At 71.2% G+C, this 25,815-nt stretch carries 26 protein-coding genes and 2 tRNA genes; 21 read left to right on the plus strand and 7 right to left on the minus strand.

Annotated elements, in window-relative coordinates; translation table 11 throughout:
- The first annotated feature begins 35 nt into the window (after window positions 1–35).
- From ABZ808_RS19510 to ABZ808_RS19540, 7 genes are all read left to right on the plus strand, one after another.
- The gene (locus ABZ808_RS19510; protein WP_357008110.1) at window positions 36–809 is read left to right on the plus strand and encodes a fumarylacetoacetate hydrolase family protein; all 774 of its coding nucleotides are present in this window, start codon (window positions 36–38) and stop codon (window positions 807–809) included.
- A complete protein-coding gene (locus ABZ808_RS19515) occupies window positions 806–1,228 on the plus strand; it encodes a RidA family protein (protein WP_357008113.1) in 423 nt (140 codons plus the stop codon). The genes ABZ808_RS19510 and ABZ808_RS19515 overlap by 4 nt, the downstream gene beginning before the upstream one ends.
- The gene (locus tag ABZ808_RS19520; RefSeq protein WP_357008116.1) at window positions 1,225–1,749 is read left to right on the plus strand and encodes a 3-hydroxyanthranilate 3,4-dioxygenase; all 525 of its coding nucleotides are present in this window, start codon (window positions 1,225–1,227) and stop codon (window positions 1,747–1,749) included. Before ABZ808_RS19515 ends, ABZ808_RS19520 begins: the two co-directional genes overlap by 4 nt.
- Entirely contained in the window at window positions 1,749–2,750 is a 1,002-nt protein-coding gene (locus tag ABZ808_RS19525) for an amidohydrolase family protein (protein ID WP_357008118.1), read from the plus strand. Before ABZ808_RS19520 ends, ABZ808_RS19525 begins: the two co-directional genes overlap by 1 nt.
- Before the next feature lie 136 nt (window positions 2,751–2,886).
- On the plus strand, window positions 2,887–4,353 hold the full coding sequence (locus ABZ808_RS19530) for an amidase (protein ID WP_357008121.1): 1,467 nt from the start codon (window positions 2,887–2,889) through the stop codon (window positions 4,351–4,353).
- 72 nt (window positions 4,354–4,425) lie between these two features.
- Window positions 4,426–4,722 carry a hypothetical protein gene (locus ABZ808_RS19535; RefSeq protein ID WP_357008265.1) on the plus strand — a complete coding sequence of 99 codons (297 nt, stop codon included), beginning with the start codon at window positions 4,426–4,428 and terminating at the stop codon, window positions 4,720–4,722.
- The gene (locus ABZ808_RS19540) at window positions 4,709–5,116 is read left to right on the plus strand and encodes a DUF5130 family protein (RefSeq protein WP_357008124.1); all 408 of its coding nucleotides are present in this window, start codon (window positions 4,709–4,711) and stop codon (window positions 5,114–5,116) included. The genes ABZ808_RS19535 and ABZ808_RS19540 overlap by 14 nt, the downstream gene beginning before the upstream one ends.
- Before the next feature lie 515 nt (window positions 5,117–5,631).
- Here ABZ808_RS19540 and pepN read toward each other — a convergent pair.
- Window positions 5,632–8,178 carry an aminopeptidase N gene (gene pepN / locus ABZ808_RS19545; protein ID WP_357008126.1) on the minus strand — a complete coding sequence of 849 codons (2,547 nt, stop codon included), beginning with the start codon at window positions 8,176–8,178 and terminating at the stop codon, window positions 5,632–5,634.
- 220 nt (window positions 8,179–8,398) lie between these two features.
- Between pepN and ABZ808_RS19550 the strand changes: the two genes are divergently transcribed.
- The 4 genes from ABZ808_RS19550 to ABZ808_RS19565 all read left to right on the plus strand — a co-directional run bounded on the left by ABZ808_RS19550 (window position 8,399) and on the right by ABZ808_RS19565 (window position 11,828).
- Complete coding sequence (locus ABZ808_RS19550; RefSeq protein ID WP_357008127.1) at window positions 8,399–9,025, plus strand: disulfide bond formation protein DsbA; 627 nt, start codon at window positions 8,399–8,401, stop codon at window positions 9,023–9,025.
- Between the two features lie 177 nt (window positions 9,026–9,202).
- The gene (locus ABZ808_RS19555) at window positions 9,203–9,982 is read left to right on the plus strand and encodes a hypothetical protein (protein WP_357008130.1); all 780 of its coding nucleotides are present in this window, start codon (window positions 9,203–9,205) and stop codon (window positions 9,980–9,982) included.
- Between the two features lie 90 nt (window positions 9,983–10,072).
- Window positions 10,073–11,272, plus strand: a complete 1,200-nt coding sequence (locus ABZ808_RS19560; protein WP_357008132.1) for a DUF1015 family protein — start codon at window positions 10,073–10,075, stop codon at window positions 11,270–11,272.
- An 88-nt stretch (window positions 11,273–11,360) separates the two neighbouring features.
- Entirely contained in the window at window positions 11,361–11,828 is a 468-nt protein-coding gene (locus ABZ808_RS19565; RefSeq protein WP_357008135.1) for a ribose-5-phosphate isomerase, read from the plus strand.
- A 114-nt stretch (window positions 11,829–11,942) separates the two neighbouring features.
- Here the strand turns inward: ABZ808_RS19565 and ABZ808_RS19570 are convergent, their stop codons facing one another.
- Window positions 11,943–12,284 (minus strand): hypothetical protein, encoded by a 342-nt coding sequence (locus tag ABZ808_RS19570; RefSeq protein WP_357008136.1) that lies wholly within the window; start codon window positions 12,282–12,284, stop codon window positions 11,943–11,945.
- A 139-nt stretch (window positions 12,285–12,423) separates the two neighbouring features.
- Here ABZ808_RS19570 and ABZ808_RS19575 point away from each other — a divergent pair, with 139 nt between their 5' ends.
- The gene (locus ABZ808_RS19575) at window positions 12,424–12,969 is read left to right on the plus strand and encodes a hypothetical protein (protein ID WP_357008139.1); all 546 of its coding nucleotides are present in this window, start codon (window positions 12,424–12,426) and stop codon (window positions 12,967–12,969) included.
- A 157-nt stretch (window positions 12,970–13,126) separates the two neighbouring features.
- Here ABZ808_RS19575 and ABZ808_RS19580 read toward each other — a convergent pair whose 3' ends face one another.
- Window positions 13,127–15,274 (minus strand): M14 family zinc carboxypeptidase, encoded by a 2,148-nt coding sequence (locus tag ABZ808_RS19580; protein ID WP_357008141.1) that lies wholly within the window; start codon window positions 15,272–15,274, stop codon window positions 13,127–13,129.
- A gap of 106 nt (window positions 15,275–15,380) precedes the next feature.
- On the minus strand, window positions 15,381–15,983 hold the full coding sequence (locus ABZ808_RS19585; protein WP_357008144.1) for a hypothetical protein: 603 nt from the start codon (window positions 15,981–15,983) through the stop codon (window positions 15,381–15,383).
- 219 nt (window positions 15,984–16,202) lie between these two features.
- Here ABZ808_RS19585 and ABZ808_RS19590 point away from each other — a divergent pair, with 219 nt between their 5' ends.
- Entirely contained in the window at window positions 16,203–16,712 is a 510-nt protein-coding gene (locus ABZ808_RS19590; RefSeq protein WP_357008146.1) for a SigE family RNA polymerase sigma factor, read from the plus strand.
- Window positions 16,709–17,548 (plus strand): hypothetical protein, encoded by an 840-nt coding sequence (locus ABZ808_RS19595; RefSeq protein ID WP_357008149.1) that lies wholly within the window; start codon window positions 16,709–16,711, stop codon window positions 17,546–17,548. The genes ABZ808_RS19590 and ABZ808_RS19595 overlap by 4 nt, the downstream gene beginning before the upstream one ends.
- Before the next feature lie 70 nt (window positions 17,549–17,618).
- Here ABZ808_RS19595 and ABZ808_RS19600 read toward each other — a convergent pair.
- Window positions 17,619–17,692 (minus strand) — tRNA-Gly (locus tag ABZ808_RS19600).
- Window positions 17,693–18,007: 315 nt separating this feature from the next.
- Here ABZ808_RS19600 and ABZ808_RS19605 point away from each other — a divergent pair.
- From ABZ808_RS19605 to clpX, 5 genes are all read left to right on the plus strand, one after another.
- Window positions 18,008–18,081: transfer RNA gene (locus tag ABZ808_RS19605), tRNA-Pro, on the plus strand.
- Window positions 18,082–18,218: 137 nt separating this feature from the next.
- Window positions 18,219–19,565, plus strand: coding sequence for a trigger factor (tig, locus tag ABZ808_RS19610; RefSeq protein WP_357008152.1), 1,347 nt, complete (start codon window positions 18,219–18,221; stop codon window positions 19,563–19,565).
- A gap of 194 nt (window positions 19,566–19,759) precedes the next feature.
- Window positions 19,760–20,401, plus strand: coding sequence for an ATP-dependent Clp protease proteolytic subunit (locus tag ABZ808_RS19615; protein WP_053652979.1), 642 nt, complete (start codon window positions 19,760–19,762; stop codon window positions 20,399–20,401).
- Window positions 20,402–20,411: 10 nt separating this feature from the next.
- A complete protein-coding gene (locus tag ABZ808_RS19620) occupies window positions 20,412–21,074 on the plus strand; it encodes an ATP-dependent Clp protease proteolytic subunit (protein ID WP_272613084.1) in 663 nt (220 codons plus the stop codon).
- A 209-nt stretch (window positions 21,075–21,283) separates the two neighbouring features.
- Entirely contained in the window at window positions 21,284–22,579 is a 1,296-nt protein-coding gene (clpX, locus tag ABZ808_RS19625) for an ATP-dependent Clp protease ATP-binding subunit ClpX (protein ID WP_145779357.1), read from the plus strand.
- A gap of 26 nt (window positions 22,580–22,605) precedes the next feature.
- Here clpX and ABZ808_RS19630 read toward each other — a convergent pair whose 3' ends face one another.
- Window positions 22,606–23,229: an XRE family transcriptional regulator gene (locus ABZ808_RS19630; protein WP_357008154.1), complete on the minus strand. Its 624-nt coding sequence runs from the start codon at window positions 23,227–23,229 to the stop codon at window positions 22,606–22,608.
- Window positions 23,230–23,270: 41 nt separating this feature from the next.
- Between ABZ808_RS19630 and ABZ808_RS19635 the strand changes: the two genes are divergently transcribed.
- Both ABZ808_RS19635 and ABZ808_RS19640 read left to right on the plus strand, forming a co-directional pair.
- Window positions 23,271–24,104, plus strand: coding sequence for a DMT family transporter (locus tag ABZ808_RS19635; protein WP_357008156.1), 834 nt, complete (start codon window positions 23,271–23,273; stop codon window positions 24,102–24,104).
- A 39-nt stretch (window positions 24,105–24,143) separates the two neighbouring features.
- Window positions 24,144–24,941 carry a carbon-nitrogen hydrolase family protein gene (locus ABZ808_RS19640; RefSeq protein ID WP_357008159.1) on the plus strand — a complete coding sequence of 266 codons (798 nt, stop codon included), beginning with the start codon at window positions 24,144–24,146 and terminating at the stop codon, window positions 24,939–24,941.
- A 4-nt stretch (window positions 24,942–24,945) separates the two neighbouring features.
- Here ABZ808_RS19640 and ABZ808_RS19645 read toward each other — a convergent pair whose 3' ends face one another.
- Complete coding sequence (locus ABZ808_RS19645; protein WP_357008161.1) at window positions 24,946–25,170, minus strand: hypothetical protein; 225 nt, start codon at window positions 25,168–25,170, stop codon at window positions 24,946–24,948.
- Window positions 25,171–25,815: the final 645 nt, after the last annotated feature.

The raw sequence follows: 25,815 nt of genomic DNA on the forward strand, positions 1-25,815 counted from the left end.
CGAGCCCCGCAGTCGCGAACGAAGGAAGATGCAGCATGATCGGCGTGGACACCCTGGGCGTCGCGGCGAAGCTCGGCGAGGCCGCCGACACCGCCACGGCGATTCCGCAGCTCGCTGACGAGGTGGGCCTGGACGTGCCGACCGCGTACGGCGTGCAGGCCGCGCTGGTGCAGCGCCGGCTGGATCGCGGCGAACGGCTCATCGGTCTGAAGATGGGGCTGACCAGCCGGGCGAAGATGGCCCAGGTCGGCGTGGACGAGGTGATCTGGGGGCGGCTCACCGACGCGATGCGGGTGCCCGACGGCGGTGTCGTCGACCCGTCCGCGTACATCCATCCCCGGGTTGAACCGGAGGTGGCGTTCCTTCTGGACCGGTTGCCCGAGCCGGGCGAGCCGGTCGGCGACTTCGCCAGCGCGGTCCGCGCGGTCGCCCCGGCCATCGAGCTGATCGACTCCCGGTACGCCGACTTCCGCTTCTCGCTTCCGGACGTGATCGCCGACAACACCTCGGCGGCGGCGTTCGTGATCGGGCCGTGGTCGCCTGTGCCGGCGGGTCTGGACAACCTCGGCGTGCTGCTGGAGGTCGACGGTCGGGTGGCGCAGGTCGGCTCGACGGCGGCGATCCTCGGCGACCCGCGCCGCGCGCTCGACGAGGGCATCCGGCTGGCCGGCCGACACGGGGTACGCCTGGAATCCGGATGGGTGTTCCTGGCCGGCGCCGCCACGGCGGCTGTTCCGCTGCGGCCCGGCGCCCATGTCCGTGCCGTCGTGGAGAAGCTCGGCACCGCCTCCCTGCGGGCGTCGGAGTGACCGCGCGGGTGGTGGCCGGCAAGGCCGTGCCACGCGGCGCGTTCCCGCACGTCAAGGTCGCGGGCGGGTTCGTCTTCGTCTCCGGTACGTCGTCACGGCGGCCGGACAACACGTTCGTCGGTGTGTCGGTCGACGAACTCGGCACCACGAACCTCGACATCCGGGCACAGACGCGTGCGGTCATCGAGAACATCCAGGACCTGCTGCGTTCGGTCGGCGCGGACCTCGCCGACCTGGTGCAGATGACGTCGTACCTGGTCAACATGAATGACTTCGGTGGCTACAACGAGGTGTGGGCGGAGTTCTTCGACGCGTCGGGGCCGACCCGAACGACGGTGGCGGTACACCAGTTGCCCCACCCGCACCTGCTCATCGAAATCCAGGCCGTGGCCCTTCTTCCCTCCGGAGGTCAGTCGTGAGTGAGATCGCCGAACCGTTCAGCTTTCCGGGTTGGATCGCGGACAACCAGCACCTGTTGAAGCCGCCGGTGGGCAACAAGGAGATGTTCCCCGGCGGGGACGACTTCATCGTGATGGTGGTGGGCGGGCCCAACCAGCGCACCGACTTCCACGTGGACCCGTACGAGGAGTTCTTCTACCAGGTCAAGGGCAACATGCACATCAACCTGATGACCCCCGAGGGGCCGCGTACGGTGCACGTGCGCGAGGGGCAGATGTGGATGTTGCCGCGTAACACCCCGCACTCGCCGCAGCGGCCGGAGCCCGGCTCGATCGGTGTGGTCGTCGAGCGGATCCGCGAGGACGGCACCCTGGAGAAGTTCCAGTGGTACTGCCCGGAGTGCGGGCACAAGGTGCACGAGGTGGAGTTGCAGGTCCGCGACATCGCGGCCGACCTGCCGCCGGTGTTCCAGGCGTTCTACGCCGACGAGCAGGCTCGTACCTGCGCCAACTGCGGCACCCTGCACCCGGGTAAGGGCTGATGGCGGCAGGTGTCGTCGACGTGCACACGCACGTCGTACCGAAGGGTTGGCCGGACCTCGGCGCCGCGTGCGGCGGGTCCGGGTGGCCGTGGCTGCGGGTCGACTCCGAACGCGCCGCGATGATCATGGTGGGGGAGACGGAGTTCCGTCCGATCGGCGCCGAGTGCTGGGACGCGTCCCAGCGGCTGGCCGACATGGACGCCGACGGCGTGGACGTGCAGGTCGTCTCGCCCACCCCGGTCTTCTTCAGCTACGACCGCCCCGCTGACCAGGCGGTCAAGGTCGCCCGGATCTTCAACGACCTGACCCTGGAGGTCACCGCGGCCGGCGGCGACCGGCTGGTGCCGTTCTGCCAGGTGCCGTTGCAGGACCCGGACGCCGCCTGCGCCGAACTGGACCGCTCCCTGGCCGCCGGGCACGTCGGTGTGGAGATCGGCAACCACGTCGGCGACCGCGACCTGGACGACGCCGGCGTGGTCACCTTCCTGCAACACTGCGCAGAGGTGGGCGCGCCGGTCTTCGTCCATCCGTGGGACATGCCGGGCAGCCCCCGGCTGGACCGGTGGATGGCGCGTTGGCTCACCGGAATGCCTGCCGAGACGCACCTGTCGGTGCTGGCGATGATCCTGGGCGGCGTCTTCGACCGCGTGCCGGACACGCTGCGGATCTGCTTCGCGCACGGCGGCGGCAGTTTCCCGTTCTGGCTCGGTCGCGCCGACAACGCCTGGCACCGGCGCGGGGACCTGGTCCGTGGCGCGTCCGCCGGCCCGCCCAGCAGCTACGTCGACCGCTTCCACGTCGACTCGGTCGTCTTCGCGCCTCCGGCGCTGCGGCTGCTGGTCGACACCATCGGGGAGGACCGGGTGCTCGTCGGCAGCGACTACCCGTACCCGTTGGGTGAGCGCCCGGCCGGCGCGGTGGTCCGCGACGCCGACTTCCTCACCGACGACCAGCGCGGCAAGCTGCTGTCCGCCAACGCCCGGCGCTTCCTGTACGGCTGAGGCCGTCTCGCCCGGGCGCGGGCAGATCTTGGACAGTTTCCGTTCGGGGCGAGCGGAAACTGTCCAAGATCTGCGTGTCGGCGCGTGTCGGCGCGTGTCGAGTGCGCTGGGGGGCGACGGGCGGCAGGATGACGGGATGGCCGAGCCGCACGACTTGACCGCGTTGGAGCAGGCCACCGCCATCGCCGGCGGTGAGATGTCCAGCGTCGAGTTGGTCGAGCACTACCTGCGCCGGGTAGCGGCCATCGGCGACACCGTGGGCGCGTTCGTCACGGTCACCCCGGAGCTGGCCCGGGAGGCCGCCCGCGCCGCCGACGCCGCGCCCGTGCAGGGGCGAGGCCCGCTGCACGGCGTACCCACCGCGATCAAGGACCTCACCCTCACCGCCGGGGTCCGCACCACCTTCGGCTCGGCGGCGTTCGCCGACTTCGTCCCGCCCGTCGACGCCGACGTGGTCCGGTTCATCAAAGCCGCCGGCCTGGTCAGCCTCGGCAAGACGACCACCTCGGAGCTGGGCTGCTCGCTCTACTCCGAGGGCCGCGTCGCGCCGCCGGCACGCAATCCGTGGCAGCTCGCGTACACCGCCGGTGGGTCCAGTGGCGGCGCGGCGGCGGCGGTGGCGGCCGGGCTGGTCCCGGTCGCCCAGGGCTCGGACGGCGGCGGTTCGCTGCGCATCCCGGCGTCGCTCTGCGGCCTGGTCGGCTACAAGCCCAGTCGCGGTGTGGTGTCCGGCGGGCCGCTCGGCTCCGGCGCGTTCGGCCTGCCCACCAGCGGGCCGCTCGGACGGACCGTCACCGACGTCGCCGCGCTGCTCGACGTGATGGCCGTGCCGGTGCCCGGCGAGCCCTACCTGCCGCCGCCCGCCCCGCCCGGGGGATATCTGGCCGCCGCCCGCCGGGCCGAGCCCGGCCGGCTGCGGATCGGCCGGTTCACCACGCCGATGCTCGCCGACGAGCCGGTGCACCCCGACTGCGTGGCCGCCGTCGACCGGGCCGCCGCGCTGCTCACCGCCGCCGGCCACGAGGTGGTCGAGGTGCCACCGCCGCTCGGGCCCGAGGCGTGGCCGCTGTTCGAGACCATCTGGTACGTCCTGGCGCTCTCCCCGGTGCACCCGCAACGCGAGGCGGAGCTGCTGCCACTGACCCGGCTGCTGCGGGCACGAGGCGCCGAGATCTCCGCCGGCGAGCTCGCCGTCACCCTCGGCGAGTTGCAGGCGCAGGTCCGTCTCGGCGCCCGTCGCACCGCTGGCTGCGACCTGCTGCTCTGCCCCACCCTCGCCGCCCCGCAGGCGCCCGTTGGCTGGTTCACGGCCGACGGTGACCCGGCGGCCGACTTCGACCGGCAACGCCGATTCTCGCCCTACTGCGCCATTTTCAACGTCACCGGCGACCCCTCGGTGTCCCTGCCGGTCGGCACGACGGCCACCGACGGGCTGCCCGTCGGGGTGCTGCTCACCGGCCGGTACGGCGACGATGCGCGTCTCATCGCGACAGCTGCGCAACTGGAGCACGCCAGTGACTGGTGGGATCACCACCCCGCAATCTGGCGGGCGGTCGACTCCGCTAACGTGAATGGCGACGGAATCGGTCGGTCGCCATCGTGATCGTCCATCCGACCCGGTTGTTCGAGGTCCTTCTTCCGCCTGGGGGCGTTGGGATTGTCTGTTACCGAGACGTTGCTGGTCTTCGTCGGCATCCCGGTGGTCGCGGTGTTGGTGATCACCGGTCTGGCGTACGCCGGAAGCCGTGGTGGTGGCACCGGCGGCGGTGGTGGCGCCAAGCGCTACCGGCCGGGCCGGCCCTTCGACTTCACTCCGGTCTGGTTCCTGGGCCGCCCGGGGCAGCTGGCCGACTCGGCCGGCACCGCGCTGACGGCGGGCGCTCAGGCACCCGCCCTGACCAGCCACAAGCTTGAGCAGGCCAGCGTCCAGGCGCCGGCCGGTGGAACCGGAGGCGCAAGTGACCGTTGGTGAGAAGCAGACCGAGACGGCGAACCCGCCCGAGGTGCTGGACGGGCCGTTCTCGACCCGCCAGCTGCTGCGCATCGACGAGGCCCTGCGCCTGGCCGACCAGGGCACCGGCCTGGTCTTCTCGATCTTCGTCGGCGGCCTCGACGAGCCGATCCGCGAGCACGCCCAGCGGCTGCACCGTCAGCTCGCCGACCCCGACCGGTCGGTGCTGATCGCGGTGTCACCCAACCAGCGCCAGTTGGAGATCGTCACCGGGCGGCACGCCCGCAAGCGCATCCCCGACACGTACGCCAAGCTGGCCGCGCTCTCCATGGTCGGCGCCTTCAGCGGCGGCGACCTGGCCGGCGGCATCATCAACGGCCTAGACCAGCTGGCCAGCCACGCCGGCAAGGGCTGACCCACCCGCCACGAGGACTCGCCCGGCTCACGCCGAGGCCCGGCCCATGCCGCGGCCTATGCCGAGGCCCTGCTGACGCCGCGGCTGCTGCCCGGCCCATGTCGCGGCCGGCCACGCGGCGCGCCTAGCCCACGCCACGCGCCTAGCCCACGCCGCGCACCCGGCCCGCGCCGCGCAAGATCGCGCTCGAACATGGAAGTAGGGGTCTCGCCTGCGCGGGAGGCCCCTACTTCCATGTTCGGGTGTGATCTCCCGTCTCGTGCGTCTCGTGGCTTGGTGAACGCGGCTGAGCATGCACCGTGAGCAGTGCACCGGGCGAAGATCCACACCACATCGCCGATGTGGGGGTGTCCGCGACACGGGACACCCCCACATCGGCGATCTGGAGTCGATCAACCGGCCGACGCCGCCGCTGGGGCTGACGCGGGCGGACATCGACGCCGACGCGGGCTTACGCCGGTCCGGGGCCGGCGCGGGCTCATACCCACGCCGACCCCGGGCCGGTGGTAGCCAGGTCAGGCCTGGGCGTCCCTCGCGCGGGCCTTGAGCGCCCGCACCACACCGTCGCGGCCCTCGGCGACCAGCCGGCGTAGCGGAGCGGGGTGCCCGTCCTCGGCCAGCCACGCGTCGGTGGCCGCCACCGTGTCGTCGTCGACCAGGTAGGTCGGGTACGCCAGCTGCGCGAACTCCTGCGCCGGCTCGCTGTCCCGGGTGGCCCACACCTGGCCGACCACCGCGAAGTACCGCTCCCGGTACGGGGCGACCAGCTCCACCTGCGCCGGGTGGGCGAAGCCCTGCAACAGCGCCCGGTGCCGCCAGTTCGGCAGCGACTCCGGGCCGGTCAGCAGCTCCCAGACGGCAGCCTTGTTTGCCGCGGTCGGCACCAGCGCGTGCGCGTACGCGGCCTCCCGCTCGCCACTGGCCGTGCGGTCGCTGGCCAGCTCCGCCTCGACCTCGGCCGGGCTGGCCGCGCCGTTGGCGACCAGCGCGCCGAGCACCGTCCAGCGCAGCTCGGTGTCCACGGTCAGGCCGGCCGGCGCGCCGGAGCCGTCCAGCCAGCCGCGCAGCGTGGCCAGGTCCTCGTCGGACCGGGCCGCCGAGGTGTACGCCCGAGCCCAGGCCAGCTGGAAGCCGCTCCCCGGCTCGGCCGCGGCGAGCGCGTCCTTCGCCGCACGCGCCAGCCCTGCCCAGCCGGTCGGCGCCCAGGCCGGGTCGGCGTAGAGGGTGAGGGAGGTGGTGGCCTGGCGCAGGGTGGCGGTGACCAGGTTGATGTCGGTCTCGGCGGGCAGCCCGGCCAGCACCAGCGCCACGTAGTCGCGGGTCGCCAGCTCGGCGTCACGGGTCATGTCCCACGCGGCGGTCCAGCACAGCGCGCGGGCCAGCGACGACTCGAAGCCGCCGATGTGCTGCACCACGGTCGCCATCGAGCGGTCGTCGAGGCGCAGCTTGGTGTAGCTCAGGTCGTCGTCGTTGAGCAGCAGCACGTCGGCGGCCCGGACGCCACGCAGCTCGGCGAGGTCGGTCCGTTCGCCGGTCACGTCCACCTCGTACCGCTCACGGCGGACCAGCCGCCCGCCGGTCAGGTCGTACAGGCCCACGCCGATGCGGTGCGTGCGCAGCGTCGGGTACGCCGCCGGCGCCTCCTGCCGCACCACCACCTGCTCGTACGTGCCGTCCGCGCCGATCGTCACCTCCGGCCGCAGCGTGTTGACCTGCGCGGTCTCCAGCCACTGCGCGGCGAACTTGCGCAGCTCCCGCCCGGAGGCCGCCTCCAGCTCGGTGAGCAGGTCGTCGAAGGTGGCGTTGCCCCAGGCGTGCTTGCCGAAGTACGCCCGCAGGCCGGCCACAAACGGCTCCTCACCGACGTACGCGACGAGCTGCTTGAGAACGCTCGCGCCCTTGGCGTACGTGATGCCGTCGAAGTTGACCTCGACGGCCTCCATGTCCGGCATCTCGGTGTAGACCGGGTGGGTGGAGGAGAGCTGGTCCTGCCGGTAGCCCCAGTTCTTCCGGATGGACAGGAACGTCGTCCACGCCTCGGTGAACCGGGTGGCGTTGGTGTTGCACCAGTGGCTGGCCCACTCGGCGAACGACTCGTTGAGCCACAGGTCGTTCCACCAGCGCATGGTGACCAGGTCACCGAACCACATGTGGGCCATCTCGTGCAGGATCGTGTTGGCCCGCTGCTCGTACTCGAAGTCGGTGACCTGCGAGCGGAAGATGTAGTGCGACTCGGCGTGCGTGACGCAGCCGAAGTTCTCCATCGCGCCGGCGTTGAAGTCGGGCACCCAGAGCTGGTCGTACTTCGGCAGCGGGTAGCGCACGCCGAACTTCTCGTGGAAGAAGTCGAAGCCCTGCTTGGTGATCAGGAACAGGTCGTCGGAGTCCAGGTACTGCGACATCGACGCCCGGCAGAACACCCCCAGGTCGATGCCGTCGTGGGTGTCGCGCACCTCGTGGTACGGCCCGGCGCACATCGCCGTGATGTAGGTGCTCATCCGGGGCGACTCGGCGAAGTGCAGCGTCTTGAGCCCCTCACCCGCCGGCTCCTCGCGCTGCACGGGCATGTTGGAGACCGCGCGCCAGTGCGCCGGCACGGTGGCGTGCCAGGTGTAGACGCTCTTCAGGTCGGGCTGGTCGAAGCAGGCGAACACCTTCTGCGCGTCGGCCGTCTCGAACTGGCTGTAGAGGTACGTCTCGCCGTCCACGGGGTCGACCGTGCGGTGCAGGCCCTGGCCGCTGTTGGAGTAGGCGAAGTCCGCGTCGACCACCAGGACGTTCTCGCTGCCCAGGCCGGACAGGATCAGACCCTTCTCGGCCGACCAGTCGGACAGGTCGACCGGAGCGCCGTTCAGCGTCGCGGACCGCACCGACTCGGCGGCCACCTCGATGAACGTGCTCGCGCCCGGCTCGGTGCAGCCGAACCGGACCTCGGTCGTCGACCGGAACGTGCGACCGTCGGCCGCCAGCACGGCGGTTGACAGGTCCAGACTGATGTCGTACCCGGTCACGTCGAGCAGGCGGGCCCGCTCGGTCGCCTCGACCTGCGTCAGGTTGCGCACTCCCGGCACTGTTTGTCTCCATCCCACATCTCGCCGTACGCCCGGCGGCGCCCGTCTGCCGACCGCTCGTGGCGTCGGCCCGGACCCGAGTCTTCCACGTACGGACAGCCCGCGGTGGCCGAGGTCACGCTCTCATTCGGGTGCCGGCCGACGGGCCGTGGGGTGAGGATCGGGGGTGCGCGCCGCACACCTGGCGCCACTGCAATGAAGGGACCTCACCGTGACCGATCGTGTCACTGCCGACATGTGGTTCGACCCGGCCTGCCCGTGGGCGTGGATCACGTCCCGCTGGCTGCTGGAGGTCGAGCAGGTCCGTGATGTGGACATCCGTTTCCACGTGATGAGCCTGGCCGTGCTCAACGAGGGCCGCGACGAGCTGCCCGAGGGGTACAAGGAGTTCCTGAAGACCGCCTGGGGCCCGGTGCGGATCTGCATCGCCGCCGAGCAGCGGTACGGCACCGATGCCCTGCGCCCGCTCTACACCGCGTTCGGCACCCGGATCCACCTCGGCAAGGAGGAGCGAGGCCAGGCGCTGTACGTCGCCGCGCTGACCGACGCCGGCCTGGACCCGGCGCTGGCCGCGGCGGCCGACAGCACCGACTACGACGAGGCGCTGCGGGCCAGCCACGAGGCCGGCATGCGCCCGGTCGGCCAGGACGTGGGCACCCCGGTCATCCACGCGCCCGGCCCGGACGGCACTCCGGTCGCGTTCTTCGGCCCGGTGATCACGCCGGCCCCGAAGGGCGAGGCAGCCGGTCGGCTCTGGGACGGCGTGCTGCTGGTCGCCGGCACCCCCGGCTTCTACGAGCTCAAGCGCACCCGCGAGCAGGGCCCGGTCTTCGACTGATCCACGACCCACGCCCCCGGCCGGACACCCCTCGGATGCCCGGGCGGGGGCGTGTCGGCGTCGGGCGGCGGGTACGCCTCGCGGTCACGGCGTCACCGGTGGGCGGGCGGCGTCGTTTCCCTCGGTGTCCGCCGCAGCGACCCGCAGGGCCGCCCGCAGCTCGTGGAGGCAATCCCGATGGCGAAGCACCGTGCGTCCGGTGACGATCAGTTGACCCGGCAGGGGGTGATCGAGACTCCCGGTGCGGCGTACTGGTCGGTCGACGACTCCCGCTGGCCGACGGTCCGCCCCGACCTTCCCGCCCACCTCGTGGACCTGCTCGCGCCACCCATCGTGGTCGGCGTGGCCCGGGTGCCGGTCACCTCCCGCCTGACACCGCCCACGCCGCCGGCCGGCACCGGGTCGGCCGTGCCGGCCAGACCCGCGCTCACGCCCCTGGCCGGCACCGCGTCGGTCGGGCCGGATGGGGCCGCGCCCACGCCGCCGGCCGGGGCCGGGTCGGCCGTGCCGGCCAGACCCGCGCTCACGCCGCTGGTCGGCACCGCGCCGGTCGGGCCGCTGACGTCGGCGGCCGACCCCGTGCCGGCCGAGCGTCCGGCGGTGCCGGCCGAGCTCACCCCAGCCATGGTCGCGCCCGCCAGGGCGCCGGCTGACGGGTCGATGCCGGCTGACGGCTCGACGCCGGATGGCGGCGAGCCCGTCGTGGCAGCCGCGCCGGCCGAGCCGGCCCCGCCCCCGCCGGCGCCCGCCAACCCGCGTCCCGTACCGACGCCGCCGTTGAACCCACGGCCGGTTCCGGGGCCGCCGCCCGAGCCGCGCCCGGTGCCGGGACCGCCCGCGACGCCCCGCCGCAGCGCGACCAGCGGGCCCATCGGGAACGGCCGGCGGGGCAACGGCGGGCCGGCCGTCGCCGGCCGGCACCGTCGCCACAACGGCACCTCCGGACGCGCCGGCTGACTATCGGCCCCCGGCCCCGGCACTTTCATCTGGTGGACGCCGCGCGGGTCCCCGTCGGCAGGGCCGCCGCCGCCGGTAGCGTCAGTGGGCATGACGGTCGTACATCCGATCGCCCGGGCCTGGATCACCACCGGCGGCACCGGCGCGCAGAACTATGACGAGTTCGCTGACGACGCGGAGATCACCTCGATCATCGAGGCGAATCCGCACAGTGCCCTCGGCATCGAAATGCCGCACCGGGCACCGGAGAGCCTGGGGAAGTCCTTCCTCGACGCGCTGCCGGACGCGGTGGCCCGCCTCACCGAGGCCAAGGACGACGGCAGCTACACCCCCGCCGATCAGGTGGTGGTGCTCTACCGGATCAGCGCCCCGGGCGAGGCCGCCGCGTACGGGCTGTTCGCGATGGTGGACACCGACCAGATCTCCACGCGGGCCGACGAGCCGGGCCTGGTCATCCGCAACGAGGACGTCTTCATCGCCAAGGTGCGTGAGCGGGTCGCGTTGGCCGAGGCGCTCGGCCACCTGCTCTCACCCGTACTCCTGCTGCAGACCGGCACCGGCGACGAGCTGCACGCCGCGCTCGCGGCGGCGACCGACGCGGCCGGCGTGCCCGCCGCGACGGACACTGACCAGGCGGGGCGCACCCACGCCATCTGGCTGCTCGGCCCCGGGCCGGAGCAGGACGCGCTGACCGCCCTCGCCGGTGGCGGCGAGCTGGTCGTCGCCGACGGCAACCACCGCAGCCTGGCCGCCCAGACCGGGGCGATGCCGCGCTTCCTGGCCGTGGTGACCACCCCGGCGTCGGTGGCCATTCAGCCCTACAACCGGCTGGTCAGCGAGCTGACCACCACGCCCGGCGAGCTGCTCGACCGGCTGCGCGCGGCCGGCGCGCAGGTGGAGCCGATCGACGGCCCGGTCGAGGTCCCGGCGGCCGGCGGCACCGTCCACCTCTGGCTTGCCGGCCAGGGGTACGCGGTGCGACTGCCCGCCACCGCCGCCGACCGGCTGGAGAACCTGGACCACGCCCAGGTCGAGCGACTGCTGCTGCGCGACGCGCTGGGGCTGGAGCCGGGCGACAAGCGGATCACGTACGTGGGCGGTGACTACCCGGCCAGCTGGCTGACCGGGGAGGTCGACGCCGGGCGGGCCGAGCTGGCCATTCTGATCGCGCCGGTGACCGTGTCGGACTTCGTCGCGGTGAACCTGGCCCGGGAGAAGATGCCCCGCAAGAGCACCTGGTTCACCCCGAAGGCACGCGGCGGCCTGGTGGTCGCCGAGCTGCCGTACTGAGCGGTCAACCGCCCGCCCGTGTGACGAACCCGGCTCTCCGACGCCGCCCCTGCGGCGTCGGAGACGGCGGCCTGACAGACTGCCCGGTATGCGCGTCTACCTGGGATCCGATCACGCCGGTTTCGAGTTGAAGGTGCACCTGGCCAATCACTTGGCCAAGCAGGGGTACGACGTGGTCGACGTCGGTCCGCACAGCTACGACCCCGACGACGACTACCCGGCGTTCTGCCTGCACACCGGCGACCGGGTGGTGGCCGACGAGACCGCCCTCGGAGTGGTCATCGGCGGTTCCGGCAACGGTGAGCAGATCGCCGCTAACAAGATCGCTGGGGTACGCGCCGCGCTGGCCTGGAGCGTCGAGACCGCTCAGTTGGCCCGCCAGCACAATGACGCGAACGTGGTCGCGGTCGGTGCCCGTCAGCACACCCTGGACGAGGCCACCGGCATCGTCGAGGCGTTCCTGAACACGCCGTTCTCCGGCAACGAGCGGCACGCCCGCCGGATCGACCAGGTCGCCGAGTACGAGCGGACCCGGCAGCTGCCCGACCTGCCCTGACCGCGCTCGCCCCTGACCGCGCTCGCCCCTGACCGCGCTCGCCCCTGACCGCGCTCGCCCCTGACCGCGCTCGCCGAGGTGGGCGCGGCCCGAGGCTGACCGCGCTCGTGGCGGTCAGCGCGGCGAGCGGGGGAGGTCCTCGCGGGGCACCCAGTTGCGCCGGACGACGACCACCCGGGCCTCCGCCTCGGCGAGGTCGTCCTCGGTGGGCCGGGCCGCGTCCCGGGCGCGCAGTGCGGCGCTCAGCCCCACCTGGGACGAGCCGGAGCCGACCAGCCCGCGCAGGCCTCGCTCGCCGTCGCGTTCGTCGCCGCCCCCGTTGCGGCGTCGGGGCGGCGGATCCACCCCGTCGTGCACCCCGGCCGTGCTGACCGTCGAGCCGTCGGGGCCTCGACCGGCCGGGTCGGGGTCCGCGTGGTGGCGCAGCCGTCGTCGGCGTCGGTCCGGGTCACCCATCAGCCGACCGTACCCCGCCCGGGGTGGGATCCGACACCATGGTGCCGGTCCGCGCCCTACGGGGCTCGGCGACCGATTTGCCGGCTGGCTACCCTCGGGTTCAGGCGGTGGTGGTGCCGCCGGTCAGGGGGAGGACGAGATGGCAGACCAGACGCAGCCGTGGGCGGAGCGAACCGTGGAGGTGCCACCGCAGGCCGGCGTCGGTGTGCCGCCACAGCGGGACGGGTTCCGCCGTGGTGTGGCGCCGGTGGGCCAGCCGCGTAACCCGCGGACCGTGCCGTTCCCGGTGGTCGAGCAGGAGCCGACCGGGACGGGCTGGCCGGGTGAGCCGGCGCCACGCCGGCCGTTGAGCTGGCGGTTGGCGCAGTTGCGCCGCGGCGGCGAGTGGAGTGCGGCCGGGGGTCTCTTCGCGTTCGTCTGCTGGGGGATCTGGGCGCTCTCCGGTCAGGGTGACCTGTCCGGCCCGCTGCTGGTGCTGGTGCTGAGCCTGCTGGTGGCGGTCGGTCTGTTCGCGCTGTCCCGGATGATCGGCCGGCTGGTGCTGGAGCGGCAGTTCGGACGGGTGCGGCGTACCGCTCGGGGTGCCCACCTGGCGACCGCGGTCTTTCTCGTCGGTCTCGGGGTGGCCTGGCTCCAGCAGACCGAGTGGGTCGTCTCGGCCTGGAACTGGATCTCCACGAACTGACCCCGGCGTACGCCCGGGCGGGCAGGCCCTCGCCGCCCGCCCGCCCGCGCGTCCGGTCGCGGCACACCGCGACACCGGCCGTGCCCCCACCAGGTAAGGCCGCTGCTTACCCGGCCGGCCACGATTCATCCGTGGCCGGTCGGCACTGCTCCGACGATCAGCCCGCGGGTGCCTGGGCGGCGGCGTAGTCACGGGCCACCCGGACCATCTCGACGAGCCCGCCCGCGTACTCCTGGGATTCGCCGTGCGCCTCGTCGAACGGCGGCTGGAAGCCGACGCCCTCCCACTGGCCGGTGGTCGGGTTCCACCGGTCGTTGCCGACCTCGAAGTCCCACGCGAAGATGCCCAGCTCGTAGTAGAGCTGGTCGGCGGAGTTTCCGGCTGCGGAGTACAGCACGTCGGCGACCGGGCCGGTCTGGGACGGCCAGGTGACGGTGCCGCGCTCCTGAGCGATGGCGCCGACGATCCGCCGGGCGCTGTTGAGGAACAGCGTCGACTCGTCGATCGAAGGCCGGGGCAGGGTGATCCGGCCGTCGGCGCGGTACGCCCCCGGCGGCCACATGAAGTACCCGCCGTAGGAGTGCACGTTCATCGCGAACTTGATGTTCGGGTGGGCCTGGGCCAGCGCGATGACGTTCCCACTCTCGGCCTCGGACAGCTCCGCCGTGCCGGCGTAGTTGCCGGACAGGCAGTTGGCGCTGGCGCCCACGTACCCGTCGAAGTACGACCCGACGGTGTAGTTGCGGTTGAGGTCGACGCCCCACGAGTTGCGGTTCTTCGGGTCGCGGGCCGACCCGGCGCAGTGGTTGACCAGGTTCTTGCGCTGGAAGTTGAAGTCGTTGAACGAGTAGTTCGCGCCGTCCGGGTTGACCGTCGGTATGACGAAGATGTCGACCTGTTCCAGCAGCTCACGGGTGGCCGCGTCGGTACGGGCGTTGGCCAGCATCCGCTCGGCGAACTCCAGCGTCACCAGCGGCGTGGCCCACTCCCGGGCGTGTTCCTGGGAGTACGCGAGGACGCCGACCCGGGAGCCGTCCCGGTGTACGCCGAGGCGCAGCGCCTGCACCGTCCACGGCTTCGCCGGCACCTCGGTGCCCTGGAGGCCGTCGTCCAGGCGGGCGGGGCCGGCGACCGGCATGGGCAGCCCGGCCGAGCCGTCCTCGACGGTGGCCCGGAACCGGTTCGCCTGGCGGGCGTTGATCGCCGCCGCGACCTCGTCGGTGGTGCTCACGGTCTTGCCGGCGGTGTCGGTGGCGAGCGAGACGGTGAGAACACGGTCGCGGTAGCCGACGGTCAGCGGGCGGTTCCGCCGGCCCGGGTCGACCGTCCGCACCTGCACACCGTTCATGCTCTGGTCGCCGAAGCGGACCGACTCCACGACCACGGCGGCGACCGCCGGGTCACCGAGGTACGCGGCGGCGGTGCGCCGGTATCCCTGGGTCTTGTTCGGCAGGTCGATCACGTCCACCAGGTCCCGGTACTGGCGGGCCAGCCGCTTGATCCGCGCCTGGATGTCGACCGGCGTCAGGTACGCGTCGATGAAGTCCTTCTGGTAACCGGCGGGCACGGGCGGCGGGGCGGCATTCGGCCAGAGTGTCGGGGTGACCACCCGGCTGACCCCGCCGAGGCTGGAGGTGGCGGTCAACTGGACCGGCCGGCTCGGCATCGGCTGGGGAAGGTTGTAGTGGTACTGGTACTCGCCGGAGTCCTCGAACCGGTACAGCGGGAAGGTGCCGGTGGCGCCGTCGGCCGTCCGCCAGCTGACGGTGATCTCCACGTCCGGGTCGTCGGTGGCGGTCGTGGCCACCTGGGCCTGTAGGAAGGTCTGCCCACCCGTGGTCCACCAGTACGCCTGCTGCACCTGGAGGGTGTCCACGGCCGCGGCGGCGGTGGTCCGCTGACTCGTCGCCGGTGCGCGCAGCCCGGCGGCGGTACGGGCCTGAGCCGCGCGGACGCTCTCGGCGAAGTGCCGGGTGCCGTCCCCGGCGCGCTGCACGATCTGCACGGCCGTGGCGCCCTGTGCGGTCAGCTCGGCGAGCTGCGCGCCGCTGAGCACCAGGTCGGCGAGGATCCGCCCGTCCCGGGCTCGGGGCCGGTTGGCCAGGTCTGCGCCGCTGGCGACCAGCCGGTCGAGCTGAGCCTGGTCGCGGAGCTGCACCCGCACGAGGGCGGTCTCGGTGGCGGTCAGGGTGATCGGTGCGGGCGCGGTGGTGGGTGCCGCGGTGGCCGGACCGGGGTGGGACAGTGCCGCGCTGATCAGGATCGCTGTGCTGGCGGCAGCTGTCCACCGTCGTCGGACGTTCATGTGCCCTCCTGACGGACGTCGATGTCACTGCTCCTTACACCAGTGCACAGATCGACATACGTCAAGGGATCTGGTCAATGAGCGCCGTCCGCGGAACCGCGGAGGGTCAACCGCGACGTGCGTCGATGGGCTGCTGGCGGAGGCGGGTTCGGTGCATGCCGCGTCGGACTGCCACGATCACCGCCAGCACCAGGCCAGTGACCACACCGGTGCTGGTCACACCTAATGCCGCCAGGCTGCCCATAGCGGTGTCCTGGGGACCGTAGAAGCGTGGCGGATCACCGATCGAGAGGGCCGGCTGCGGGCCGGCCCCGGCCGCCGTGCAGGTCACCTCGTACCTGCCGGCTGGCTTGGCGTGCAGCGTGAGCAGGCCGCGCCACTGTTCGTTGTCGACCTTGGCACCCGCGACGAGCACGTTGGCTTGCCCGAATTCGACCATTTCCGCGCCGTCCTTTGGGGACGCCGCGCACTTGACGTCAGGAGGGCCCCCATCGGTCGTCCTGAACCACACCATCTTCTCGTCCGAGAGCTGCACCGTGACCGGCTGGCCCAACGGGAGGGGCTGTCCCAGATCACCTTCGGAACGGAGGACGAACAGCAACACCCCGACGGCGGCCAGCGCGCCACCAACGGGAATCAGTGCCGCGATGAAGAACCAGATGCGGCGGGGCCGCAGTTCTACCGGACTGATGACCGGAGCGAGAGTCATGGCGAGATCATGGGCGGTGGGCGGGCGCAGCGCCAGTATCAACGGCGGCGTGCGGTGAAGGCCCGCTCCCAGCCCGGGCTTCTACCGCAGGGTGCGGCGGCCCGTACGTCGCTGAACGCGGCCGCTGGTCGTTGATTCCGTGACAAAAGCGCGAGTTCAGATGCAACCCCGCAAGCCGGACCCCGCGTGACTATCTCGAAACGGGGATCGGAGGCCTGAATGAGCGATCGCGACGCGGCGTTCGCCGAGTACTTCGCGGCAAGGTCCGGCGCCATGCGCAGCACCGCGTACCTGCTGTGCGGCGACTGGCACCGGGCCGAAGACCTGGTCCAGACCACGTTCGTCAAGCTCTACCGGGTCTGGAACCGGATCTTGCGGCACGAGGTGCTCGACAGCTACGTACGCCAGATCCTGATCCGGACCTTCCTCGACGAACGACGGCGCGGCTGGTGGCGGCGCGAGCGGGTCGGGGGCGAGAACGCCGACCAGGCGGCCCCGCCCGACTCTCCGGAGAGTCGACTGGTGCTGCTCCAGGCACTGGCCTCCGTGGCACCGCGCCAGCGGGCCGTCCTGGTGCTCCGCTACTGGGAGGACCTGTCGGTCGAGGACGTCGCGGCGCTGCTGGAGTGCTCTCCAGGGACGGTGAAGAGCCAGGCGGCACGCGGGCTCGACACGTTGCGCGGCCTCCTGGCACCCACGTACAGCGGGATCGAGATGGGGGAGCGATGAACGGAGAAGAGTTGCGCGAGGCGCTGCGCAGCGAGATGGCGAGCACCACCCCGCCACCACCATTGAGTACGGGAGCCACGCTCGACGCCGCGCGGCGTGCGCAACTCCGCCGCCGCGGGCTGTGGGCGTCCCTCGGGTCGGCTGCCGCCGTGCTGGCGGTTGCCGGCTTCGTGGCCGTCGGCACCCCGGGTGGCCGCGTCTACCAACCGGCGGGCCACGGGCCACCGGTCGCCCCGAATGCGTCGGACACCAAGGAGGCGTGGCCGACCGGGCCGGACGGTCTCCCGCAGGAGGACCGGACCGCGCGGGCCGGTTCCAAGCACGACCAGGGTGTCCACCTGCTCAGCCAGGTCGTCTCCGTCGTGCCCGCCGGCTACACCGCGCCGGAGGATCCGGCGAGCCAGCCCGCCGATGAGCGGACGCTGCGGACCCACCAGGCGCAGTTCGAGGACCGGGTGAACGGCGTCGAACTGTGGAGCTACATGGCCTCGGTCGCCGTGGCCCAGGGGAAGGGTGCCGGGCGAGTGATCGTCGAGGTGCACGATGCCGGAAACCAGTTGCCGACCGAGCCGTGCGCGCTGGCCCGAGGATTCTGGGGGATGCAGGGCGAGTGCGAGGTCGAAACCGTCGGAGCGGCGCAGGTGGGCGTGGTGGTCCGAGCGGCCGGCGACGATCGGCTCGACCAGTGGTCGGCCTACCGGCACCCGGATGGCGTGGTGGTCTTCGTGGCGCAGGGCGCGAAGCTCGACGAGAGCCGGTCGGGGTTGAACATGCTGCCGTTCTCCGTGCCGCAGTTGGCGGCCCTCGCGGTCGACGAACGGTTCCACCTGAAGTGACGCGGTGACTCGGCCTCGCCGGGTGGCCCAGGTGCCGCGATCATGCGGTCTACCTGGGCCTTCGTGTGTGTGGAGCGGGCGACGGGAATCGAACCCGCACCGTCAGTTTGGAAGACTGAAGCTCTACCATTGAGCTACGCCCGCGTGCACCCGCCGCAGCGGATGCGTCGACAGCGTACCCAATGGTTGTGTCCGGCGCGCAGCCGCGCCACCGCCCTGCGGCGCCGTGTCGTCCCGGCGCGGCGCGGCAACGCTCCGAGATCCACACAAGGTCGGCGATGTAGTGGTGTCCCGACGCCGTGAAGCCACCACATCGCCGACACGGTGTTGATCTTGGCGACGTGATGACCCGAGGCCTGCGGGAAGGTGGGCTGACTGGTGGCTTTCGGGGGACTTGTCCGGGTGGGGATGCCCCGGCACCGCTTGCGGCGCGGCGACGGCATAGACTGCACGTCGCCACGGGGTGTGGCGCAGCTTGGTAGCGCACTCGCTTTGGGAGCGAGGGGCCGTGGGTTCAAATCCCGCCACCCCGACTGTCGTCCGCGGCCGGGCCGCCCCGGGTGCCGTTCATGCGGTCCCCGGGCGCTGCCGGAGCGTCAGGCCGGCTCACCTACACTCGATGGGCTGAATCACGCCCAGACTCAACTGAGATCCGTCAAGGAGTACGCCTGTGAAGAGCACCGTCGAGACTCTGAGCCCGACGCGCGTGCGGCTCGCCATCGAGGTGCCGTTCGTCGAGCTCGAGCCGAGCCTCAAGAAGGCGTACCGGGAGATCGGTTCGCAGGTCCAGGTCCCCGGTTTCCGCCGGGGCAAGGTGCCGACCGCGGTGATCGACCAGCGGGTGGGCCGGGGCACCGTCCTCAACGAGGCGGTCCAGGATGCCATCCCGGAGAACATCCTCGCCGCGGTGCGTGAGCACGACCTGAAGACGCTGGGTCGTCCGGAGGTCGAGATCACCGAGTTCAACGACGGTGACTCGCTGAACTTCACCGCCGAGGTCGACGTTCGCCCGGAGATCACCCTGCCCGACGCGAGCACCATCGAGGTGACCGTCGACGAGCTGCAGATCGACGAGAGCGAGATCGACGAGCAGGTGAAGAACCTGCGGGAGCGGTTCGCGACCCTCAAGACGGTCGAGCGGGCCGCCGCCGAGGGCGACTACGTGCAGATCGACCTGAACGCGACGGTCGACGGCGAGGACGTGCCGGGCGGCCAGGCGAGCAACATCTCCCACGAGGTGGGCAGCAAGCAGCTCCTGCCGGGCCTGGACGAGGCCGTGGTCGGCCTCGCCGCCGGCGAGGACACCACCTTCAGCACCCAGCTGGTCGGCGGCGACTTCGCCGGTCGGGACGCCGACGTGGCGGTGACCGTACGCACGGTCAAGGAGAAGGAGCTGCCCGAGCTGAACGACGAGTTCGCCCAGATGGCGAGCGAGTTCGACACGATCGAGGAGCTGCGCGGCGACCTGCGGGCGCGGGTCACCCAGGGCAAGCAGGTCGAGCAGATCTACGCCGCCCGGGACAAGGCGCTGGCGCAGCTGGTCGAGGCCGCCGATGTGCCGGCGCCGGAGGGCGTCGTTCGCGAAGAGGTCGAGAGCCGCAAGCAGGCCATGGTCGACCAGCTCGAGCGGATCGGCGCCTCCCTGGAGGAATACCTCGCCGCCGAGGAGAAGACCGAGGAGCAGATCGACGCCGAGCTGACCGAGGCGGCGACCGAGGGCGTCAAGGTGCAGCTCCTGCTGGACACGCTGGCCGACGCCGAGGACGTGCAGGTCTCCGACGACGAGTTCGGTCACGAGATCGTGCACCGGGCGCAGCGCGCCGGAATGGCTCCGCAGCAGTACTACGACCAGCTGGTGCGCTCCGGCGCCGCCGCCGCGGTCTTCGGTGACGTGCGGCGGGGCAAGGCGCTCGCGGCCGTGATGGAGCGGATCACGATCAAGGACTCGGCCGGCAACGAGGTCACCCTGGACGCGCTGCGCGCCGCCAACGAGGCGGAGCACAACCACGAGCACTGATCGTCGGATGCGGCCGCCGTCCGCCGCTGTGCGGTGGACGGCGGCCACATCCATTCCCGGGTACGCCCGGACGCCCGCGCCGCGGGTGCGCCCGACGCAACTGCGCTGAGAGCGAACAGTGCCCCGACCGGGACTCTGCCGCCCCGCACAGCGGTTAGTGTCGGGAAAGACGGTACGGAGAGCGAAGGGCTGCCATGACCGACATGCACATCCCAACGACGTCGCGCAGGGCGATCGATGCCCGCGGTGGCGACTCAATTGGCAACCTCGACGACTCGGTCTACAACCGGTTGCTCAAGGAACGCATCATCTTCCTGGGCAGTGAGGTGACCGACCAGGTCGCCAACCGCATCTGCGCGCAGCTGCTGCTGCTCGCCGCGGAGGACCCGGACCGCGACATCAACCTGTGGATCAACTCGCCGGGTGGCTCGGTCTACTCCGGCATGGCGATCTACGACACCATGCAGTTCATCGACAACGACGTGTCGACCGTGGCGATGGGCATGGCGGCCTCGATGGGTCAGCTGCTGCTCTGCGCGGGCACCAAGGGCAAGCGGTACGCGCTGCCGCACGCCCGGATCATGATGCACCAGCCGTCCGGCGGGCTGGGCGGCACGGCGTCGGACATCGCCATCCAGGCGGAGCAGATGCTCTACACGAAGCGGATGTTCCAGGAGCGCGTCGCGCACCACACCGGCCAGAGCCAGTCGCAGATCGAGGCGGACTCGGACCGGGACCGTTGGTTCACCGCCCAGGAGGCCATGGACTACGGCTTCATCGACAAGGTGATCATCGGGGCCGCACAGGTTCCGGATGGCGCCGGGACCCTGAGCTGAGGAGCTGACGATGACCGATCTGAGCTTGCCGCCCCAGTTCGCGGCCGTGCACAACCGCTACGTGCTGCCGTCGTTCGTCGAGCGCACGTCGTACGGGGTCAAGGAGTCGAACCCGTACAACAAGCTCTTCGAGGACCGGATCATCTTCCTCGGTGTCCAGGTGGACGACGCGTCGGCCAACGACGTGATGGCCCAGCTGCTGACGCTGGAGGGCACCGACCCGGACCGCGACATCATCATGTACATCAACTCGCCGGGTGGCTCGTTCACCGCGATGACGGCGATCTACGACACCATGCAGTACGTCCGTCCAGACATCCAGACGGTCTGCCTCGGGCAGGCCGCCAGCGCGGCGGCGGTGCTGCTGTCGGCGGGCACCGCGGGTAAGCGGATGGCGCTGCCGAACTCGCGGATCATCATCCACCAGCCGGCCACCGAGGGCGGCTACGGGCAGGGCTCGGACATCGAGATCCAGGCTCGGGAGATCCTGCGGATGCGGACGCAGCTGGAGGACATGCTGTCCCGCCACTGCAACCGGCCGATCGAGCAGGTTCGCAAGGACATCGACCGTGACAAGATCATGACGGCCGAGGAGTCCAAGGAGTACGGGCTGGTCGACACGATCCTGACCAGCCGCAAGAAGGGCCTGCTGGCGACCCACGCCGCCAGCTGAGCTGTACCGGGTCAGAGGTTGGCCGGGGCTCCGTTCCCGGCCGACCTCTGACACACCCGTTTTGGGGGTCGGAGAATGCTCCGCCAGCGGGTAACGTCGGGTCCGTACCGCTTCGCCGGTTCGGCCGGCGGGGTGAACCAAGCCGGGCGGCGCGCAGCGTCCGCAGGTCAGGGCCGGGTCTCCGGCCGATGAGTGCAGGGAGAACGTAGGTGGCACGGATCGGTGACGGCGGCGACCTACTGAAATGCTCCTTCTGCGGCAAGTCGCAGAAGCAGGTCAAGAAACTCATCGCGGGCCCTGGGGTCTACATCTGCGACGAGTGCATCGATCTCTGTAACGAGATCATCGAAGAGGAGCTGGCCGAGTCCGGCGAGGTGAAGTGGGAAGAGCTTCCCAAGCCGATGGAGATCTGCCAGTTCCTCGACAACTACGTCGTCGGGCAGGATCAGGCCAAGAAGGCGCTCGCCGTCGCGGTCTACAACCACTACAAGCGGATCCAGGCAGAGGCGGCCAACGCGCCGGGCTCCGGCAGTGACGCCGTCGAGCTGGCCAAGTCCAACATCCTGCTGCTCGGCCCGACGGGGTGCGGCAAGACCCACCTCGCGCAGACCCTCGCGCGGATGTTGAACGTGCCGTTCGCCATCGCCGACGCCACCGCGCTGACCGAGGCGGGCTACGTCGGCGAGGACGTGGAGAACATCCTCCTCAAGCTGATCCAGGCCGCCGACTACGACATCAAGCGCGCCGAGACCGGCATCATCTACATCGACGAGGTCGACAAGATCGCCCGTAAGTCGGAGAACCCGTCGATCACGCGGGACGTCTCGGGCGAGGGCGTGCAGCAGGCGCTGCTCAAGATGCTGGAAGGCACGGTGGCCAACGTGCCGCCGCAGGGCGGTCGTAAGCACCCGCACCAGGAGTTCATCCAGATCGACACCACAAACGTGCTGTTCATCTGCGGTGGCGCGTTCGCCGGCCTCGACCAGATCATCGAGTCCCGCACCGGGCAGGGCGGCACCGGCTTCGGTGCCCGGCTCCGGTCGGTGTCCGAGCGGTCGACCGATGACATCTTCAGCCAGGTCATGCCGGAAGACATGCTCAAGTTCGGGCTGATCCCCGAGTTCGTCGGCCGGCTGCCGGTGATCACCAACGTCCGCAGTCTGGACCGCAGCGCCCTCGTGCGGATCCTCACCGAGCCGCGCAACGCCCTGGTCCGGCAATACCAGCGCCTCTTCGAGCTGGACGGCGTCGAGCTGGAGTTCGACGAGCCGGCCCTGGAGGCGATCGCCGACCAGGCGATGCTGCGCGGCACGGGCGCCCGTGGCCTGCGGGCCATCATCGAGGAGGTTCTGCTCTCCGCGATGTACGAGGTGCCGAGCAACCCCGACGCCGCCCGGGTGCTGATCACCCGCGAGGTCGTCCTGGAGAACGTCAACCCGACGATCGTTCCGCGCGAGTTCACCGGGCGTCGTGCCCGGCGGGACCGCGAGGAGAAGTCGGCCTGATCCTCCCCGCGTCACGCCGGTCGCGTTCAGTCCTGACGCGGCCGGCGTGATCGCGTTCGGCGGTCCCATTCGCCCGACGGCGTGACCACCACCATCATCAGTCGAGCCGGGTCCTCGGTGTCGTTGCGATAGCCGTGCTCCCGGTCGGCGTGGAACTCGATCGTCTCGCCCGTCCGGACGGGGTGGTCCTGCCCGTCCACCTGGACGATCACCGCCCCGGCCAGCACGTGCAGCACCTCCCGGGTGCCGCGTGGGTGGTCGGCGGAGCGGTGCCCCTCTCCGGGCGCCAGCCGCCAGTCCCAGAGCTCGACCAGGTCCGGTTCGCCCAACCCGCTCAGCAGGTGGCCGGTGCCGCCGTGCTCGCCCTGCCAGAGCACGGGTGCCTCGGCGGCGGAGCTGATCTTCACGGTCCGCTCCTCGTCGGGCTCCAGCAGCCGCGCGATGTTGACACCGAACGCGTCCGCGACCCGGCACAGCGTGCCGACGCTGGGGTTGGTGCGGGCGCTCTCGATCTGCACGAGCATCGCCTTGCTCACCCCGGAGCGGCCGGCCAGCTCCTCGAAGGACCAGCCCCGGGTGGCGCGTAGCTCACGTACCTGCCGGGCCACCGCGGCGGTCACCGCGCCTACCCGGCTTGCGGCCTCGGTCATTAAACTACCCCCCACGGTCACTATTATGGTACGACTATCGCATGCTCCCCATTGTCCTGGCAGCGGTGTCCGCCGTCGCGTTCGGCACCGCCGACTTTGCCGGCGGAAAGGCGTCCCGCCGTGCCGACCCGATCACGGTGACCGTGGTCTCCCAACTGCTGAGCGTCCCGCTGCTGGTCGTTCTGGTGCTGGTCGTACCCGGAACGCCGACCGTCGGAGACATCGTCTGGGGGCTGCTCGCTGGGGTGGCCGGCGCGGGCGGCGTCATGCTGCTGTACCGGGCGCTCGCCGGCGGGATGATGGCCGTCGTGGCGCCGGTCACCGCGATCACCGCCGCCGTGGTGCCGATCGTCGCCGGCCTCTTCACCGCGTCCTTCCCGGGTGCCCTGGCGCTCACCGGCGCCGGCCTCGCGGTGCTGGCGATCACTCTGGTCAGCCTGGGTGATGGGGGAGGGCGGGTCGCCGTCCCGGCGCGGCTGGTCGGGCTCGCCCTTGCCGCCGGGGCGCTGTTCGGCGTCTTCTTCACCCTCCTGGGCCAGGCCGACGAGAGCGCCGGCATGTGGCCGGTGGCGGCGGTGCGTGCCAGCTCGATCGCGTTCGGCCTCGCGCTGGCCGTCGGCACGGGCCGGCGGCTGCGACTCGGGCGACCGGCGCTGGGCTGGGCGGCCGTCGCCGGCCTGCTCGACGGCGCCGCCAACGCGCTCTTTCTGGCTGCCGCCGCCCGTGGTCACCTCAGCATCGTGGCGGCGCTCGCCGCGCTCTACCCGGCCAGCACGGTGCTCCTCGCCCTCGCCGTCGACCGGGAGCGCCTGCGACCGATCCAGGTCGCCGGCCTCGGGTTCGCCGCCGGAGCTCTGGTGCTGGCCAGCATCTGACGCTGTCCGTGCCGGCCGTCCCGGCCGTACTCTGGGCTCATGCGCGTCGCAGTCTGCCAGCTGAACGCCCGGGACGACCGCAAGGCCAACCTGGCCGCCGCCGAGGTCCTGCTGGAACGCGCCGCCGCCGGCGGCGCGGACCTCGCCATCCTTCCGGAGTACGTCGACTATCTCGGCCCCGCCGCCGGGATGCCCGAGCCGGAGCCGGTCGACGGTGAGGTGGGCAGCTTCTTCGCCGGCGTCGCTCGGCGGCTCGGCATCTGGCTGGTGGCCGGCTCGTTCCACGAGGCCGGGCCGGACCGGGAGCACACCTGGAACACCTCGCTGGTCTTCGACCGGACGGGCAGCCTGGCCGCGAGCTACCGCAAGATCCACCTGTACGACGTGGAGATCCCCGGTCGAGTCTCCTATCTGGAGTCGGCGAGCGTCGCGCCCGGCGACCAACCCGTCGTGGTGGACGTCGAAGGGCTCCGGGTCGGGCTGTCGATCTGCTACGACCTTCGGTTCCCTGAGCTGTACCGGCGGCTCGCCAGCGAGGGTGGCGCCCAACTGCTGGTGGTCCCGGCGGCGTTCATGCTGCACACCGGCCGCGACCACTGGGAGGTCCTGCTGCGGGCGCGGGCGATCGAGAACCAGTGCTTCGTGGCGGCGGCCGGCCAGACCGGCGACCACGAACCCGGTCGCACCTGCTTCGGGCGGAGCATGGTGATCGACCCCTGGGGAACGGTCCTCACCCAACTGCCGGACGGCCCCGGGGTGTCCGTCGCCGACTTGGACCTCGACCGGCTCGCCGTGATCCGCGCCGAGCTGCCCAGCCTGGCCAACCGCCGGCTCTGAGCCGTCAGCCCTCCAACAGGACGCCGATGGTCGCGAGCCCGACTATGACTCCGGCGGTCACCAGCAGGGCCGTGGTCATCCGGGACCTGCCCCGCCGGGCCAGCCGTCGCACCGAGAGCACCAGGACGACCAGCACCACCGCGCCGATCACCACCTGCCAGATCGGCAGGAGGAGGCCGAGCAGTGCTTCCTCGGCGTACACCGTCGCACCCAGCCCGGACTCATCCATGCCTGACACTCTGGCACGCCATTGCTCCCCGCGTCGCGAGCCGCCCCGGACGCCGTGCCGTCCGGGGCGGATCAAACCAGTGATGAACCCTGATTTGCCTTCTCCGGGCCGTCCGCGTAACTTTCTCTCTGCACGGGGGAGGCCGGACAAACCGGCCGAGAGCGGGCACCAGGCTCGGGGCGGCAACGCCGAGCGAGGCTGGGATCGGGCGGTGCGGAACACTCCGGATACGGGGTTGCGAACGCGGAGCCGACCGGGTAAGGTTTTGAAGCCGGCAGGAGCCGGGCGGAGAGCCGCGAAGCGGCGATCGGCCGGTCTACGGCTTCCCACGACAGTAACGACCACCGGCTACGGTGTGCGTCATCGTGGGTCCGGACGAATTACATTGATCGCCTCGGATACGAGGTTTTTGACAATGCGAGTTCGACCAAGTAGGTTTTAGCGGTTGCCCCGAAACGGGGCCCATTGAAATGGGCTTTCTGATCGGTGTGTGGTTGTTCTTTGAGAACTCAACAGGGTGCTTGTAAAGCCAGTGCCAATTATGATTTACACCCCGGACTGGTCGGGCCTTTATGGTTTGGCTGGTTGGGATTCCTTTGGCAACATTTGTTTGTTGTCAGGATGCTGTTCAACTAATTTTTTGTT

It is taken from the genome of Micromonospora sp. NPDC047527 (genome assembly GCF_040643015.1).
Taxonomy (GTDB): Bacteria; Actinomycetota; Actinomycetes; order Mycobacteriales; family Micromonosporaceae; genus Micromonospora.